At 70.8% G+C, this 15,024-nt stretch carries 14 protein-coding genes; 10 read left to right on the forward strand and 4 right to left on the reverse strand.

Features of this window, described 5'->3' with window-relative positions; genetic code table 11:
• The first annotated feature begins 97 nt into the window (after nucleotides 1-97).
• The 7 genes from J7E88_RS06045 to pstB all read left to right on the forward strand — a co-directional run bounded on the left by J7E88_RS06045 (nucleotide 98) and on the right by pstB (nucleotide 8,468).
• A complete protein-coding gene (locus tag J7E88_RS06045; RefSeq protein ID WP_215178120.1) occupies nucleotides 98-2,329 on the forward strand; it encodes an RNA degradosome polyphosphate kinase in 2,232 nt (743 codons plus the stop codon).
• The gene (locus tag J7E88_RS06050) at nucleotides 2,316-3,650 is read left to right on the forward strand and encodes a CHAD domain-containing protein (RefSeq protein ID WP_308307325.1); all 1,335 of its coding nucleotides are present in this window, start codon (nucleotides 2,316-2,318) and stop codon (nucleotides 3,648-3,650) included. The genes J7E88_RS06045 and J7E88_RS06050 overlap by 14 nt, the downstream gene beginning before the upstream one ends.
• Nucleotides 3,647-4,096, forward strand: a complete 450-nt coding sequence (locus J7E88_RS06055; protein ID WP_215178122.1) for an NUDIX hydrolase — start codon at nucleotides 3,647-3,649, stop codon at nucleotides 4,094-4,096. The genes J7E88_RS06050 and J7E88_RS06055 overlap by 4 nt, the downstream gene beginning before the upstream one ends.
• A 247-nt stretch (nucleotides 4,097-4,343) precedes the next feature.
• Nucleotides 4,344-5,474: a phosphate ABC transporter substrate-binding protein PstS gene (pstS, locus tag J7E88_RS06060; RefSeq protein ID WP_215178124.1), complete on the forward strand. Its 1,131-nt coding sequence runs from the start codon at nucleotides 4,344-4,346 to the stop codon at nucleotides 5,472-5,474.
• A 97-nt stretch (nucleotides 5,475-5,571) separates the two neighbouring features.
• Entirely contained in the window at nucleotides 5,572-6,567 is a 996-nt protein-coding gene (gene pstC / locus J7E88_RS06065) for a phosphate ABC transporter permease subunit PstC (RefSeq protein WP_215178126.1), read from the forward strand.
• Nucleotides 6,564-7,640 carry a phosphate ABC transporter permease PstA gene (gene pstA, locus J7E88_RS06070; protein ID WP_215178128.1) on the forward strand — a complete coding sequence of 359 codons (1,077 nt, stop codon included), beginning with the start codon at nucleotides 6,564-6,566 and terminating at the stop codon, nucleotides 7,638-7,640. The genes pstC and pstA overlap by 4 nt, the downstream gene beginning before the upstream one ends.
• A 51-nt stretch (nucleotides 7,641-7,691) precedes the next feature.
• Nucleotides 7,692-8,468: a phosphate ABC transporter ATP-binding protein PstB gene (gene pstB / locus J7E88_RS06075; protein WP_215178129.1), complete on the forward strand. Its 777-nt coding sequence runs from the start codon at nucleotides 7,692-7,694 to the stop codon at nucleotides 8,466-8,468.
• 931 nt (nucleotides 8,469-9,399) lie between these two features.
• On the opposite strand, the gene J7E88_RS06080 is transcribed toward pstB, so the two are convergent.
• Together J7E88_RS06080 and J7E88_RS06085 are read right to left on the reverse strand one after the other, a co-directional pair.
• A complete protein-coding gene (locus tag J7E88_RS06080; protein WP_215178130.1) occupies nucleotides 9,400-10,398 on the reverse strand; it encodes an inorganic phosphate transporter in 999 nt (332 codons plus the stop codon).
• Between the two features lie 5 nt (nucleotides 10,399-10,403).
• The gene (locus tag J7E88_RS06085) at nucleotides 10,404-11,024 is read right to left on the reverse strand and encodes a DUF47 domain-containing protein (RefSeq protein ID WP_215178131.1); all 621 of its coding nucleotides are present in this window, start codon (nucleotides 11,022-11,024) and stop codon (nucleotides 10,404-10,406) included.
• A 194-nt stretch (nucleotides 11,025-11,218) separates the two neighbouring features.
• Between J7E88_RS06085 and J7E88_RS06090 the strand changes: the two genes are divergently transcribed.
• Complete coding sequence (locus J7E88_RS06090; RefSeq protein WP_251022193.1) at nucleotides 11,219-11,563, forward strand: metal-sensitive transcriptional regulator; 345 nt, start codon at nucleotides 11,219-11,221, stop codon at nucleotides 11,561-11,563.
• A gap of 174 nt (nucleotides 11,564-11,737) precedes the next feature.
• Here J7E88_RS06090 and J7E88_RS06095 read toward each other — a convergent pair whose 3' ends face one another.
• Both J7E88_RS06095 and J7E88_RS06100 read right to left on the reverse strand, forming a co-directional pair.
• On the reverse strand, nucleotides 11,738-11,929 hold the full coding sequence (locus tag J7E88_RS06095; RefSeq protein WP_251022194.1) for a hypothetical protein: 192 nt from the start codon (nucleotides 11,927-11,929) through the stop codon (nucleotides 11,738-11,740).
• 122 nt (nucleotides 11,930-12,051) lie between these two features.
• Nucleotides 12,052-12,876 (reverse strand): hypothetical protein, encoded by an 825-nt coding sequence (locus tag J7E88_RS06100; protein ID WP_215178133.1) that lies wholly within the window; start codon nucleotides 12,874-12,876, stop codon nucleotides 12,052-12,054.
• Nucleotides 12,877-13,040: 164 nt separating this feature from the next.
• On the opposite strand from J7E88_RS06100, the gene J7E88_RS06105 reads away from it, so the two are divergent.
• The gene (locus tag J7E88_RS06105; RefSeq protein ID WP_215178134.1) at nucleotides 13,041-13,205 is read left to right on the forward strand and encodes a hypothetical protein; all 165 of its coding nucleotides are present in this window, start codon (nucleotides 13,041-13,043) and stop codon (nucleotides 13,203-13,205) included.
• A 103-nt stretch (nucleotides 13,206-13,308) separates the two neighbouring features.
• On the forward strand, nucleotides 13,309-14,871 hold the full coding sequence (locus J7E88_RS06110; RefSeq protein WP_215178136.1) for an FAD-binding oxidoreductase: 1,563 nt from the start codon (nucleotides 13,309-13,311) through the stop codon (nucleotides 14,869-14,871).
• Nucleotides 14,872-15,024: the final 153 nt, after the last annotated feature.

The following is a 15,024-nucleotide window of genomic DNA, read 5'->3' on the forward strand; positions in this document are numbered from 1 at the left end:
GCAGCCCGCTGTGCCCGACTCCCCAGACCGGAGAAAAGCCCTCGCCCCGGCCCTCTCCGACGCGCCGGTGACACTTTCCGCGCGGAACAATGGGGCCATGAGCCAGCAGCCCGCCGAGGTCCCGGTCCAGCACCCCCAGCCGTCCGTCGCGTCCATAGCCGCGCACCGGCCGCATACCGTCGCCGCCACCGTCTCCGATCTCGAACCCGATCTCGACGCGGATCTCGACACCTATGTCGAGGACTCGGAGCACATGCTCGCCGGCGAGCTGCCCCAGGGGCGGTTCCTCGACCGCGAGCGCAGCTGGCTCGCGTTCAACGAACGCGTCCTCGAACTCGCCGAGGACCCGGCCACGCCCCTGCTGGAGCGGGCCAACTTCCTCGCCATCTTCGCGTCCAACCTGGACGAGTTCTTCATGGTCCGGGTGGCAGGACTCAAGCGCCGTATCGCCACCGGCGTCGCCACCCGCTCCGCGTCGGGTCTCCAGCCCCGCGAGGTCCTCGACCTGATCTGGACCCGCTCGCGCGAACTCATGGCGCGCCACGCCGCCTGCTTCCAGCAGGACGTCGCTCCCGCACTCGCCGACGAGGGCATCCACCTCATCCGCTGGCCCGAGCTCACCGAGAAGGAGCAGGCCCGCCTCTTCACCCTCTTCCGCCAGCAGATCTTCCCGGTCCTCACGCCACTGGCCGTCGACCCCGCGCACCCCTTCCCCTACATCTCGGGACTCTCGCTCAACCTCGCCGTCGTCGTGCGCAACCCGGTCAGCGGCCACCGCCACTTCGCCCGGGTCAAGGTCCCGCCGCTGCTCTCCCGCTTCCTGGAGGCCTCCCCGCAGCGGTACGTGCCGCTGGAGGACGTCATAGCGGCGCACCTCGAAGAGCTGTTCCCCGGCATGGAGGTCCTCGCCCACCACATGTTCCGGGTGACCAGGAACGAGGACCTCGAAGTCGAGGAGGACGACGCGGAGAACCTGCTCCAGGCCCTGGAGAAGGAGCTCATGCGGCGCCGCTTCGGCCCGCCGGTCCGCCTGGAGGTCGAGGAGTCCATCGACCCGTACGTGCTCGACCTGCTGGTGCGCGAGCTGAAGGTCTCCGACGCCGAGGTGTACCCGCTGCCCGGCCCCCTGGACCTCACCGGCCTGTTCGGGATCTCGGCGCTGGACCGGCCCGAGCTGAAGTTCCCGAAGTTCGTCGCGGGCACCCACCGGGAGCTGGCCGAGGTCGAGTCCGCCTCCGCGCCCGACATCTTCATGGCCCTGCGCGAACGGGACGTACTGCTGCACCACCCGTACGACTCGTTCTCCACGTCCGTCCAGGCCTTCCTGGAGCAGGCCGCGGCCGACCCCGACGTCCTCGCCATCAAGCAGACCCTGTACCGCACCTCCGGCGACTCCCCGATCGTCGACGCGCTCATCGACGCCGCCGAGTCCGGCAAGCAGGTCCTCGTCCTCGTCGAGATCAAGGCCCGCTTCGACGAGCAGGCCAACATCAAGTGGGCGCGCAAGCTGGAGGAGGCCGGCTGCCATGTCGTCTACGGGCTCGTCGGCCTCAAGACGCACTGCAAGCTGTCGCTCGTCGTCCGCCAGGAAGGCGAGACGCTGCGCCGCTACTCGCACGTCGGCACCGGCAACTACCACCCCAAGACCGCCCGGCTCTACGAGGACCTCGGGCTGCTGACCGCCGACCCGCAGGTCGGCGCGGACCTCTCCGACCTCTTCAACCGGCTCTCCGGCTACTCCCGCCGCGAGACCTACCGCCGGCTGCTGGTCGCCCCCAAGTCCCTGCGCGACGGCCTGATCTCCCGCATCAACAAGGAGATCACCCATCACCGCGCCGGACGCCCCGCATACGTCCGCATCAAGGTCAACTCCATGGTCGACGAGGCGATCATCGACGCCTGCTACCGGGCGGCGATGGCGGGTGTCCCGGTCGACATCTGGGTCCGCGGCATCTGCGCGATCCGCCCCGGCGTTGCGGGCCTCTCGGAGAACGTCCGGGTGCGCTCGATACTCGGCCGCTTCCTCGAGCACTCCCGCGTCTTCGCCTTCGGCAACGGCGGCGAACCGGAGGTGTGGTTCGGCAGCGCCGACATGATGCACCGCAACCTCGATCGCCGTATCGAGGCATTGGTACGGGTCACCGACCCGGCCCACCGCGCGGCCCTGACCCGGCTGCTGGAGTCGGGCATGTCCGACACCACGTCGTCCTGGCATCTCGGCCCGGACGGCGCGTGGACCCGGCATGCCACGGACACCGACGGTCAGCCGCTGCGGCACGTACAGGAGACGCTCATAGACGCCCGGAGGCGCCGGCGTGCACAGCCCTGACCTTTCCCGCGACACCGCCACGGCGGGCGAGACGGTCGCCCACTACCTCCACACGCAGGCGGGAGACTTCCTGCGCAGTCTGCGGCTGCACGGCGAGAGCGGCGCGGACACGGCGGGCACGGCGGAGGCGGCGCGCGCGCTGCGGGCTGCGTCGAGCCGGATCAGCGGGACGCTTCACACCTTCCGCCCCCTGCTCGACCCGGCCTGGGCGGACGGCCTGCGGACGGAGCTGGGCTGGCTGTCCGCGACCCTGGCGCAGGAGCACGCCTGCACGTCCCGCCTGGCCCGCCTGCTCGACGCACTGTCGCGCCTGTCGGGCGCCGCACCCCTGCCACCGGCGCGAACGGAACTGCCCGTGCGGTACGACTGCGGCCCGGGCGGCCACGCTGCGGCGGGAGTACCGGGCCGTACGGCGGGCCCGGTGACGCCGGTCCCCGGCGGTCCCGACACGCCTGAGGAGGCGGCCCTCCCGGCAGGCGGCCACACGGCCGGGGCGCGCCCGGTCCGAGGGCGCGACGCAGGCGTGCGGCGCGCGGACGCGGCGGCCGCCTCCCGAGGCGGCGCCTCGGGCGTCACGACCGACACGCTGCCGAGCGCAGCGGACAGCTCGGCCGGGCACCGTGAAGCACACCCGGACCGTCCCGCCGGCCCCGGCCCCGGCGCCGGCAGGGCCCCGGCCCCCGCGCGCGGTGGAGCACTCACCGTCGGGGCCGCGCGGGCCGGGGCCCTGCTGGAGCGGCAGCTCACCCTCGCCCGGACCCGGGCGCACTCCGCCGCGCTGCAGGCGCTCGGCTCCTCCCGGTTCCACGCCGTCGCCGACTCCGTCGCCTTACTCGCCTCCGAGCTCCCGCTGGCCCCCGCCGCCGCGGGCCCGGCCGCCGAGACGCTCGGCCTGCTCGCCGAGGTCGCGGAACGACGCCTCCTGGACGCCGTCGCCCGGCTGCCGCTGGGCCGCGCGGCCCACCCGTACAACGCGGACGCCCTGGTCAACGGCCTCGCGGCAACCACCGCCGGCGAGGAGCAGGACGTCCCGTGGCACGAGGTCCGCAGGTTGCTGCGGGTGCACCGCTACGCGCAGGAGGTGCTGCATCCGGGCGCCGAACCGGTCCTGTGCCACGCTGGACTCGTGCTGGACCACCATCGCGACGCCGCGGAGGCGTCCGAGGCCGCCGCGGCAGCGGCCCGTACGCCACGGATCGCGCCGGCCACCGCGTATGCCCTCGGCGTGCTCCACGCCGACCAGCGGCACGAGGTCGAGGCCGCCAGGTTCGCCTTCCAGCAGGAGTGGCGGCACGCCACGGTGACGGTCGCCGCGCCATGACCGACGGCGCCGCGAAGCAGGGGCAGCCGGCCGGCGCCGAGCTGGTGCGGGCCGCCGGCTGCGTGCTGTGGCGCCGCTCGCCGCACGGGGACGACGGCATCGAGATCTGCCTCGTCCACCGGCCGAAATACGACGACTGGTCGCACCCGAAGGGCAAGCTCAAGCGCGGTGAGGACGCGCTGACCGCCGCCCTGCGCGAGGTCCTGGAGGAGACCGGCCACCGGTGCATCCCGGGTGCCCGGCTGCCCTCCCTCCGTTATCTCGCGAGCGGCCGGCCCAAGCACGTCGTGTACTGGGCCGCCGAGGCCCGCTCGGGTTCCTTCGCCGCCAGCACCGAGGTGGACCGCATCGTCTGGCTGTCGCCCGCCGCCGCCCGCAACCGGCTCACCCAGCCCCGGGACCGCGCGCTGATCGACGCCCTGATGCAGGCGCTGCACACGGCCTGAGCGCCCCCGGTCGTGCCGGACCGGGGAGCAGGCGCTCTCGATCAGGTCAATCCTGGAACAGCACCAGGCCGCCCGACACGGTTCACCTTGCGTTCACTCTCCCCCGTTGGTCACTTCACCTGATCTGCCTAATTTCGGCCTTACACGGTGTCCGGTGCAGTGCCGGTCCCCCACCCCCGACACACGCCGCCACAGAACGTGACGACAAAGGTCAGCGTCCGGCGGCTTCTGGAAGGAACACCCGAAAGTGAAGCTTCAGCGCAAGAACGGGCTTCGCGCCACCGCGCTCGGTGCCCTCGCCCTGTCCGGCGCCCTGGTCCTCACGGCGTGTGGTTCGGACGACAACACCACTCCCGGCAGCGGCACGAAGACCGGCGCTGCGTCGAACGTCAAGTGCGACGACGCCAAGGGCCAGCTTCTCGCGGCCGGCTCGACCGCCCAGAAGAACGCCATGGACCTGTGGGTCAAGAACTTCCAGGCCGCCTGTTCCGGCGTCGAGGTCAACTACCAGGCCATCGGCTCCGGCGGCGGCATCACCAAGTTCAACCAGGGCCAGGTCGCCTTCGCCGGCTCCGACTCCGCGCTGAAGCCGGAGGAGACCGAGGAGTCCAAGAAGATCTGCAAGGGCGGCCAGGGCATCAACCTGCCGATGGTCGGCGGCCCCGTCGCGATCGGCTACAACCTGGACGGCGTGGACAACCTGGTCCTCGACTCCTCCACGCTGGCGAAGATCTTCGACTCGAAGATCAAGAAGTGGAACGACGAGGCCATCGCCAAGCTCAACCCCGACGTGAAGCTGCCTGACACCGAGATCCAGGCCTTCCACCGCTCCGACGAGTCGGGCACCACGCAGAACCTGCACAAGTACCTCAGCGAGGCCGCCCCGGCCGACTGGAAGCACGACCCGAAGTCGAAGTCGTGGCTCGCCCCCGGTGGCCAGGCCGCCAACGGCTCCTCCGGCGTCGCCGCCCAGGTCAAGCAGACCCAGGGCTCCATCGGCTACTTCGAGCTGTCGTACGCGACCTCGCAGTCCATCGACACCGTCAAGCTGAACACCGGTGCCGCGGCCCCGGTCGAGGCCACGACCGAGAACGCGTCCAAGGCCATCGCCGCCGCCAAGATCAAGGGCACCGGCAACGACCTGGCCCTCTCCCTCGACTACAAGACCAAGGCCGAGGGCGCCTACCCGATCATCCTCGTGACGTACGAGATCGCCTGCGACAAGGGCAACAAGGCGGAGACGCTGCCGACCCTGAAGGCGTTCCTCAACTACACCGTCAGCGACGAGGGCCAGAAGGTCCTCGCCGAGGCCGGCTACGCCCCGCTGCCCGCCGAGATCGCGGCGAAGGTCCGCGAGATCGTCCCCACCCTGGCCTGACGTCCGGCCGGGGCCGGTCCGCCACCGCGCGGACCGGCCCCGGCATCCGGTGCACCGCCGCCTGGAGCCCCACGGCTCCGCAGACCGGAGACTGACAATGGATACAGCAACCACCACGACGAACCCACCGCCGCGCGCGCCCGGCGCCGAGCGCAGCGCCCGCGGAAAGCCCCGCCCCGGCGACCGCATCTTCCTGGGCCTGTCCCGGGGAGCGGGCATCTCCCTGCTGATGATCATGGCCGCGATCGCGGGATTCCTCGCGTACCGCGCGGCGATCGCCATCTCCAAGGACGACGCCAACTTCCTCACCGCCTCCGAGTGGAACCCGGCCGGCAGCCCGCCGGTGTTCGGCATCGCCGTGCTCGCCTTCGGCACGGTCGTGAGCTCGGTCGTCGCGATGGTCATCGCCGTGCCGGTCGCCATCGGCATCGCGCTGTTCATCTCGCACTACGCGCCGCGCAAGGTCGCCGCCCCGCTCGCGTACGTCGTCGACCTGCTGGCCGCCGTTCCCAGCATCATCTACGGCCTGTGGGGCGCCATCTTCCTGGTGCCCTACATCGACGGCCTGAACAGCTGGCTCGACGAGTACCTCGGCTGGACCTACATCTTCGACAAGACCAGCGAGGGCGTCGCCCGCAACCTGTTCACCGTGGGCATCCTGCTGGCGATCATGATCCTTCCGATCATCACCAACGTCACCCGTGAGGTCTTCCTCCAGGTGCCGCGGATGCACGAAGAGGCCGCTCTCGCCCTCGGCGCCACCCGCTGGGAGGTCATCCGCATGTCGGTGCTGCCCTTCGGCCGCTCCGGCATCATCAGCGCCTCGATGCTGGGCCTCGGCCGCGCCCTCGGCGAGACGATGGCCGTCGCCGTCGTCCTGTCCCCCAGCTTCGTCATCTCCGGGCACCTGCTGGACCCGGGCGGCGGCACGTTCGCGCAGAACATCGCCGCGAAGTTCAACGAGGCGGACGAGTTCGGCCGTGACGCGCTGATCGCCTCCGGCCTCGTCCTGTTCGTCATCACCCTGCTGGTCAACGGAGCGGCCCGCGCGATCATCGCCCGCCGCAAGGAGTACTCGGGGGCCAACGCATGAGCAAGGTCATTGAGGACACGCGTCCGGTGCCCGCCGCCGTACGCACCGCCCCCCTGTCGCACGCGCGCATGCCGCGCTGGGCGCCGGCCGCCATCGCGGCCGGGTCGATCGCCGCGGGCTGCGGCGTCGGCCTGGGCGCCGGCTGGCACAGCCGCGTCCAGTGGGGCCTGATCGCCGCGCTGCTCTTCGTCGCCGCGACCTACGTCATCACGGCGAAGGTGGAGAACGTCCGCCAGGCCAAGGACCGCGTCGCCACCAGCCTCGTCTGGGTCTGCTTCGTCCTGGCCGTCGTGCCGCTGTTCTCGCTCGGCTGGGTCACCATCAGCAAGGGCATGGAGGTCGTCGACGGCCACTTCCTCAGCCACTCGATGAACGGCGTGCTCGACGCCCAGCCCGGCGGCGGCATCTACCACGCGCTGCTCGGCACCATCGAGCAGGTCCTTATCGCCACGGTGATCGCCGCGCCGATCGGCATGCTCACCGCGATCTACCTGGTCGAGTACGGACGCGGGAAGCTGGCCAAGGCCGTCACGTTCTTCGTCGACGTCATGACCGGTATCCCGTCGATCGTCGCCGGTCTGTTCGTCCTCGCGACATGGAACCTGATGCTGGGCTTCGGCCCCTCCGGCTTCGCCGGCGCCATCGCGCTCGCGATCCTGATGATGCCGGTGGTCGTCCGTTCCACCGAGGAGATGCTGAAGCTGGTTCCGAACGAGCTGCGCGAAGCCTCGCTCGCCCTCGGCGTGCCGAAGTGGCGGACCATCCTCAAGGTGGTCCTGCCCACCGCGATCGGTGGCATCACCACCGGCGTGATGCTCTCCGTCGCGCGCGTCACGGGTGAGACCGCCCCGGTGCTGCTGCTCGTGTTCGGCACGAAGCTGATCAATCCGAACCCCTTCGAAGGCGCCCAGTCCTCACTGCCGCTGTACGTGTACGAGCAGTACGCGGTCGGCACGGACGCCTCGATCGCGCGCGCCTGGGGCGCCGCGCTGGTGCTGATCGCCTTCGTCATGCTCCTCAACCTGGTCGCCCGCGGCATCGCCCGCTGGAAGGCCCCGAAGACCGGCCGCTGAGGCCACGACATCGGCTCCGCCGACGCGGGGCACTTTTGGAAGTGAAGTGACATGGCCAAGCGAATCGACGTCAGCGGCCTGACCGCCTACTACGGCTCCCACAAGGCGATCGAGGACATCTCGATGACGGTGGAGCCCCGTTCCGTCACGGCCTTCATCGGCCCGTCCGGCTGCGGCAAGTCCACGTTCCTGCGCACCCTGAACCGTATGCACGAGGTCACCCCCGGTGGCCGCGTCGAGGGCAAGGTGATGCTGGACGACGAGAACCTGTACGACTCGAACGTCGACCCGGTGGCCGTGCGCCGCACGGTCGGCATGGTGTTCCAGCGGCCGAACCCGTTCCCGACCATGTCGATCTTCGACAATGTCGCGGCGGGCCTCCGGCTGAACGGCAACTACAAGAAGTCCGAGCTGAGCGACATCGTCGAGAGGTCCCTCAAGGGCGCGAACCTGTGGAACGAGGTCAAGGACCGCCTCAACAAGCCGGGCTCGGGTCTGTCCGGCGGTCAGCAGCAGCGCCTGTGCATCGCCCGCGCGATCGCCGTCGAGCCGGACGTGCTGCTGATGGACGAGCCCTGCTCGGCGCTCGACCCGATCTCGACGCTCGCGATCGAGGACCTGATCGGGGAGCTGAAGGAGCGCTTCACGATCGTCATCGTGACGCACAACATGCAGCAGGCGGCGCGCGTCTCGGACCGCACGGCCTTCTTCAACCTGGCGGCGGTCGGTCAGCCCGGCAAGCTCGTCGAGATCGACGACACCGAGCGGATCTTCGCCAACCCGTCCGTCCAGGCGACCGAGGACTACATCTCGGGACGCTTCGGATAAGACGTCTTGGGGTGCTGCATGGCGGTGCCACCCACAAGACGAAGGGCCCGCTCCCTCTCCCGGGGGCGGGCCCACGTGTGTCTCCACCCGGGGGCGGCCCCTTGCCTCGCACCCCCCACGGGTCCGACGACCGCGAGCAGGTATTGCCTCCCCGGACCTGGCTCCGCCCGGAACCCCCAGCACCGCTACGGCGACGCCTACCGGTCGACGACCGTGAGCCGCCACCCCTCCCGTACCGGGCTCCGCCCCGCCCCCGTACCGCCCGCGGCGGTGGCCTCGCACCACCCACGGTCCGACGAACCGCGAGCAGGTATCCCCCTCCCCGGACCTGGCTCCGCCCGGAACCCCCAGCACCGCTACGGCGACGCCTACCGGTCGACGACCGTGAGCCGCCACCCCTCCCGTACCGGGCTCCGCCCCGCCCGGACCTGGCTCCGCCTGGAACCTCCGGTACCGCTGCGGCGATGCCTATGGTCCGACGACTGTGGCGCTGAGCCCCTCCAGTACCGGCTTCCCCCGACTCCGGTACCTGCCCTTCGACGGCGCCTCGCCCCCACGGTCTGACGACCGTAGGCAGGGATCCCCTTCCCGGACCGGGACTCCGCCCCGAGCCCCCGGTACCGCCCTCGGCGGTGTCCTCAATCGCCGGACGGGCTGGAGTTGCCCGCAGGCACTGTCACCTCGTCGGCATTGAGGCGTGTCGCAGGGCAACCTCCAGCCTCGCCGGCTCTTGAGGCGCGAGGTGCGGGACGGAGCCCCGGTTGCGCACGGCAACCTCCAGCCCCGCCGGCTCTTGAGGCGCGGGGGTCCGGGGGCGGAGCCCCCGAGAGTCCGGCCGGCGGAGCCCCGGTAACGGGCAGGAGCGGGCAGGGGAAAGCAGAAGGGCCCCGCCACCCCCCAGGTGACCGGGCCCTTTCCTCACGGCTCGGCGTCAGCCGAAGACCACGTACACGACCCCGTAGCTCAGCGCGGCAACCGTCGCCGCCGCCGGCATCGTGATGAACCACCCGAGGACGATGTTCTTCGCGACACCCCACCGCACCGCGTTCACCCGCTTCGTCGCCCCCACACCCATGATCGCCGAGGTGATCACATGGGTCGTCGAGATCGGCGCGTGGAACAGGAACGCCGAGCCGAACATGATCGACGCACCCGTCGTCTCCGCCGCGAACCCCTGCGGCGGATCCAGCTCGATGATCTTGCGGCCCAGCGTCCGCATGATGCGCCAGCCGCCCGCGTACGTGCCCAGCGACAGCATCAGCGCACAGGCGATCTTCACCCAGGTCGGGATCGGGTCGCCCGCGTTCTCCACGTCCGCGATGACCAGGGCCATCACCACGATGCCCATCGTTTTCTGAGCGTCCTGAAGACCGTGACCGAGTGCCATGCCGGCCGCCGAAACCGTCTGGGCGATACGGAAACCGCGCTTCGCCTTGTGCGGGCTGGACTTCCGGAACATCCACATGATCGCGACCATCACCAGGTAACCGGCGATGAGCCCGACGACGGGCGACACGAACATCGGGATGACGATCTTCTCGAGCACGCCGGTCCAGATGACGTCCGTCCCGCCCGCGAGCGCCGCGCCGACCATGCCGCCGAACAGCGCGTGCGAGGAGGAGGACGGCAGGCCGAAGTACCAGGTGACGAGGTTCCACACGATCGCGCCGACCAGCGCGGCGAAGAGAATGCCCATGCCGCGCGAGCCCTCGGGCGTCGCGATGAGTCCTTCACTGACGGTCTTGGCGACGCCCTGTCCGAGGAACGCACCTGCCAGGTTCATCACCGCGGCCATCGCCAGCGCCACGCGCGGCGTCAGCGCACGCGTGGAGACGGAGGTCGCGATGGCGTTCGCGGAGTCGTGAAAGCCGTTGGTGTACGTGAATCCGAGCGCGACACCAATGGTCACGATCAGGGCAAAGGTGTCCACGAAGTTCAGGACTCCTTGACCGCGATGGTCTCCACCGTGTTCGCGACGTGCTCGAACGCATCGGCGGCCTCTTCGAGCACATCCACGATCTGCTTGAGCTTGAGGACCTCGATGGCGTCGTACTTGCCGTTGAAGAGGTGGGCGAGCAGCTTGCGGTGGATCTGGTCCGCCTGGTTCTCCAGCCGGTTGACCTCGATCCAGTACTCGGTGAGGTTGTCCATGGTGCGCAGGTGCGGCATGGCCTCGGCGGTCAGCACGGCCGCCCGGGCCAGGACCTCGATCTGCTGCTCGACACCCTTGGGGAGCTCTTCCACGTTGTAGAGGACGACGAGGTCGACGGCCTCCTCCATGAAGTCCATGATGTCGTCGAGCGACGATGCGAGCGAGTAGATGTCCTCGCGGTCGAACGGCGTGATGAACGAGGAGTTCAGCTGGTGGAAGATCGCGTGTGTCGCGTCGTCCCCGGCGTGCTCGGCTGCCCTCATCCGTTCCGCGATCTCGGCCCGGGCGCTGGAGTCCGCGCCGAGCAGTTCCATCAGGAGCTTCGAGCCGGTCACGATGTTGTCCGCGGACGCGGCGAACATGTCGTAGAAGCTCGTCTCCCTGGGGGTCAGACGAAAACGCACGTGGGGTCCTCGGGGTGCTTTGGATGCGGTCAGGGTGATGCTAGGCGCATCATCCGGCCACGGCTAACCGGCAAGGTCCCAGTGTCGCCCATGAACCGGCGTGATCAGCACAGACCCCCACAGGTTTCCCCATGATTCGTTACGATATACCCACGCGGGGTATACATTCCCTTTCTGGACAGCGGGAGGACGCGATGACGACCACCGAGGCGGCCGGCCCCCCGGTCACGGACCACGAGACCGACCACGACCACGGCGTGCACGGCTACCACAAGCAGAAGGACGAGCACCTCAAGCGGCTGCGCCGCATCGAGGGGCAGATCCGTGGGCTGCAGCGGATGGTCGACGAGGACGTCTACTGCATCGACATACTCACCCAGGTCTCGGCTTCGACGAAGGCGCTGCAGTCCTTCGCGCTGCAACTCCTGGAGGAGCACCTACGGCACTGCGTCGCCGACGCGGCCGTCAAAGGCGGCGCCGGGGTCGACGCGAAGGTGGAGGAGGCGACGAAGGCGATCGCTCGCCTACTGCGCACCTGAACGGGCCGTTTCCGCCCGTTTCGCGCCGTCCCGCACCGCGGACCGCCGCGCCGCGCGGGACGGCGCGAGTGGCTTGATCTATACGCTCGCACGCCCGCGCGCCGGTGCAGCGCCGGTGAAGGGACCCCCGTGCCGTACGACCCCGTCCGGGCCGTCGACGACGGGTGGCGATCATCACGCTCCGACGGCCCCCGCCGACCTCTCCGCCGCCACCATGAGCACCTCGTCGATACGGTCGGGGCTGAGCCGGTCCTCGTCCGCCGCGGACGCCGCGATCATCAGCTCACCGCACAGCTCGATCTCGGCGAGGGCGACGGCCACGTGGTCCTCCTGGACCGTCGTCGTACTGAGCGGAGCCACGTGCAATCACCTCTTCGGCCGATGTCGGTTCCCTAGCGTAGGGAGCGGACACACACCGCGCATGGCACGTCCGGACCATTTGGGCCCTGGCCTTCCCGGGCCCCTTCACGCTGCCCCGTCCGCACCGCTCAGGCCTTGATCTTGCCGGAGTAGATGTCCTTCCGGTCCGGGAGCCGTACCCGCACCGGGGTTCCGAAGTCGAACAGCACGGTCGTCGAGGTCACCGCCACCGTGCGGCCGTCGTTCACGAAGCTGAAACGATGCCGCACCTTGCGCAGCAGACCGGACTCGTCGAGATACGCGTCGAACGGGACGACGTCCCTGGTGAACCCTTTGGCCGCCGCCGCCAGCGACGCCCGCACGTGCGGCTCGGCGGTCTTCGCCGCCCTGCCGATGTCCGTCGTGCCCCGGAAGTGCCGCAGCTTCTGGCCGGAGAGCTCCGTCTCGCCCACGTACGTCACCTGCTCGGCGGCGCGCAGCAGTTCGGCGGCGGCCAGCGGGTCGGTCGCGCCGCCGGTGACGAGGTTCCCGTCCGCCAGCGTGGTGGTGTCGACCCGCACCCACTTGTCCGCGGGCACCCCCGCACCCCGGTTCTTCAGGTAGAGCGCGCCCGGCGTCAGCAGTTCGGTGATCGGCTCGTGCCCGTCCTCCCCGGCGGGGTTCTGCGGCAGGACGACGGTCAGCCGGCCCATCCGCCGGACGAAGTCGTAACCGCCCTCGCCGCGGATGGTGACCCGGGTGCCGCCCGTTGCCATCTCCATCGACGTACGCGCCCTGGCGCTCTTCGCCCCGGCCAGCGCGTCGGCCGCACGGCGGACCTCGTCGGTGGCGCCCTGTCCCTTGCCGTCCTCGGCGGCGCCCGCGCCGGAGCACCCGGTGGCGGCCATCACCCCCACCACGGTCGCCGCGACGGCGACCGCGCCGCCCCTGCGCCTGTGCTGCTGCACCACCATCGCCTGCCAACCCCCAAAGCCGGACCACTGCTTGGACGAACCCCACCCCTCCCCTCGGTCCGGGGGAGCCTGGGGACACTCCCTTCGGATAACGACGGCCCGGTCACCTCGTCACGCCGGCCCCCACGCCCTGCGACACGCTGCCGGGGCAGTACGGTTGACAAGTGCCCCAGCAGGACCTGCCCGCCGGCAATCCGGCGCACCTCACCACGACCGTCGAACGTGGTTCCTTCGCTGTCGCCCGCTGCAGCTGCGGCTGGTCCGGCCCCGCGAGACGGTCCAGGGACCGGGCGCGTACGGACGCCCGCGCACACGCCTCGACCGCCTGACACCGAACCGGCCGCCCGTACGGGCCGATCAGCCGTTTCGCGCCGACCGGGGCTCGCGGGAACCCGCCTTCGCCCCGTACCGTCTCCACTCCCAGGAGGCCCCATGGACCGGCGTACGCTGCTCACCACTGCTGTTGCTCTCACCACTGCTGCGACCACCGCTGCGTGCAGCGGGGGGAGCCGCGGTGCCACCACGACGCCGGCCACCCGGACCCCGACGACCACGAGAACATCGGCCCGGCCGCCCCGCCCCGCCGACTGGACCGCGCTCGCGCGCGGCCTCGACGGGAAGCTGATCCGGCCCGGCGACGCCGACTACCGAAGCGCCCGGCAGCTGTACAACACCCGCTTCGACGGGCAGAAGCCCGCCGCGGTCGCCTACGTCGCGGACGAGGACGACATCAAGGAGTGCCTGGCGTACGCGAAGGCGCACGGCACCCCGGTGTCCATCCGCAACGGCGGTCACTCCTACGGGGGTTGGTCGTCCGGCAACGGCAGGCTGGTCATCGACGTGTCGTCACTCAACCGCGTCGGCGCCGACGGAGTGATCGGCGCCGGCGCCAAACTCGTCGACGTCTACAGGACTCTTGCCCGTCGCGGCCGCACCGTCCCCGCGGGCTCGTGCCCCACGGTCGGCATCTCCGGCCTCACCCTCGGCGGCGGCCACGGTGTGACCTCCCGTGCCTACGGCCTCACCTGCGACAGCCTGACCGAGGCGACGCTCGTCACCGCCGACGGCAGGACGCTGACCGCGAGCGCCACCGAGAACAAGGACCTCTTCTGGGCCCTGCGCGGCGGCGGGAACGGCAACTTCGGCGTGGTGACCCGGTTCCGCTTCCGTACGCACCCGGCGCCGCCGACCGTCAGCGCCTTTCTGACCTGGCCCTGGCCCCGGGCCGCTGCCGTCATCGCCGCGTGGCAGCGGTGGGCTCCGGACCAGCCGGACGAGATCTGGTCGTCGCTGCACCTCGCCGCGGGCCCGGGCGGCGTGCGGCCCACGCTCTCCGTCGCCGCCTTCACGCTCGGCCGCGAGAGCGACCTGCGCAACGCGCTCGACCGGCTCGCCGACGCCGCGGGCTCGCCCGCGTCCTCGGCGGCACTGCGCCCACGCGGCTATCTGGACGCGATGCTCGCCTACGCGGGCTGCCTCTCCCTCCCGGCCGCCCAGTGCCGCCTGCCGGGCACCACCCCGGGCCGCGACCCGCGAGGTGCGCTGCCGCGCGAGACGTACGCGGCGGCCTCCGACTTCTTCGACCGCGACCTGGCACCGGCCGGCCGGCAGGCGCTGATCGCGGCGGCCGAGGCGTTCACCCGTATCCCCGCGAACCGGGGCGGCGGCGGCTCGATCGCGCTGACCGCGCTCGGCGGCGCGGTGAACCGGGTGGACCCGCTGGCGACGTCCTTCGTACACCGCCGCTCGCGGATGCTGGCCCAGTACATCGCCGCATGGCAGCCGGGCACCGCCGGCACGGCCCAGCAGTCCTGGCTGAAGGACGCCCACGCGTCGATGCGGCGGTACGCGTCCGGGGCGGCGTACCAGAACTACGCCGACCCGAATCTGAAGAACTGGCGCCAGGCCTACTACGGTCCGGCCGCGGACCGGCTCACGCGCCTGAAGAGGCAGTACGACCCCGACCGCGTCTTCGCGTACCCGCAGGCCCTCTGAGTTCTGTCCGGCGGACCACGTGAAGGTGCGATGTGCCCAGGCGATGGTGTGAGGGATGACAAGACGAGGGCCCGGACGATATTCGTCCGGGCCCTCGCCCCTTCTGACACCGCGTCGCCCGTCCCGCACGTTCCCACAAGGGATGCCGTACGC

Source organism: Streptomyces sp. ISL-10, from assembly GCF_018614575.1.
In the GTDB taxonomy this organism is placed as follows: Bacteria; Actinomycetota; Actinomycetes; order Streptomycetales; family Streptomycetaceae; genus Streptomyces.

Bases quoted from the DNA above. Each gene is read 5' to 3' on its own strand.
- J7E88_RS06100 (WP_215178133.1), bottom strand. From the start codon at position 12,876: ATGGTGGTGCAGCAGCACAGGCGCAGGGGCGGCGCGGTCGCCGTCGCG.
- pstA (WP_215178128.1), top strand. From the start codon at position 6,564: ATGAGCAAGGTCATTGAGGACACGCGTCCGGTGCCCGCCGCCGTACGC.
- pstC (WP_215178126.1), top strand. From the start codon at position 5,572: ATGGATACAGCAACCACCACGACGAACCCACCGCCGCGCGCGCCCGGC.
- J7E88_RS06045 (WP_215178120.1), top strand. From the start codon at position 98: ATGAGCCAGCAGCCCGCCGAGGTCCCGGTCCAGCACCCCCAGCCGTCC.
- pstB (WP_215178129.1), top strand. From the start codon at position 7,692: ATGGCCAAGCGAATCGACGTCAGCGGCCTGACCGCCTACTACGGCTCC.
- J7E88_RS06055 (WP_215178122.1), top strand. From the start codon at position 3,647: ATGACCGACGGCGCCGCGAAGCAGGGGCAGCCGGCCGGCGCCGAGCTG.
- J7E88_RS06090 (WP_251022193.1), top strand. From the start codon at position 11,219: ATGACGACCACCGAGGCGGCCGGCCCCCCGGTCACGGACCACGAGACC.
- J7E88_RS06110 (WP_215178136.1), top strand. From the start codon at position 13,309: ATGGACCGGCGTACGCTGCTCACCACTGCTGTTGCTCTCACCACTGCT.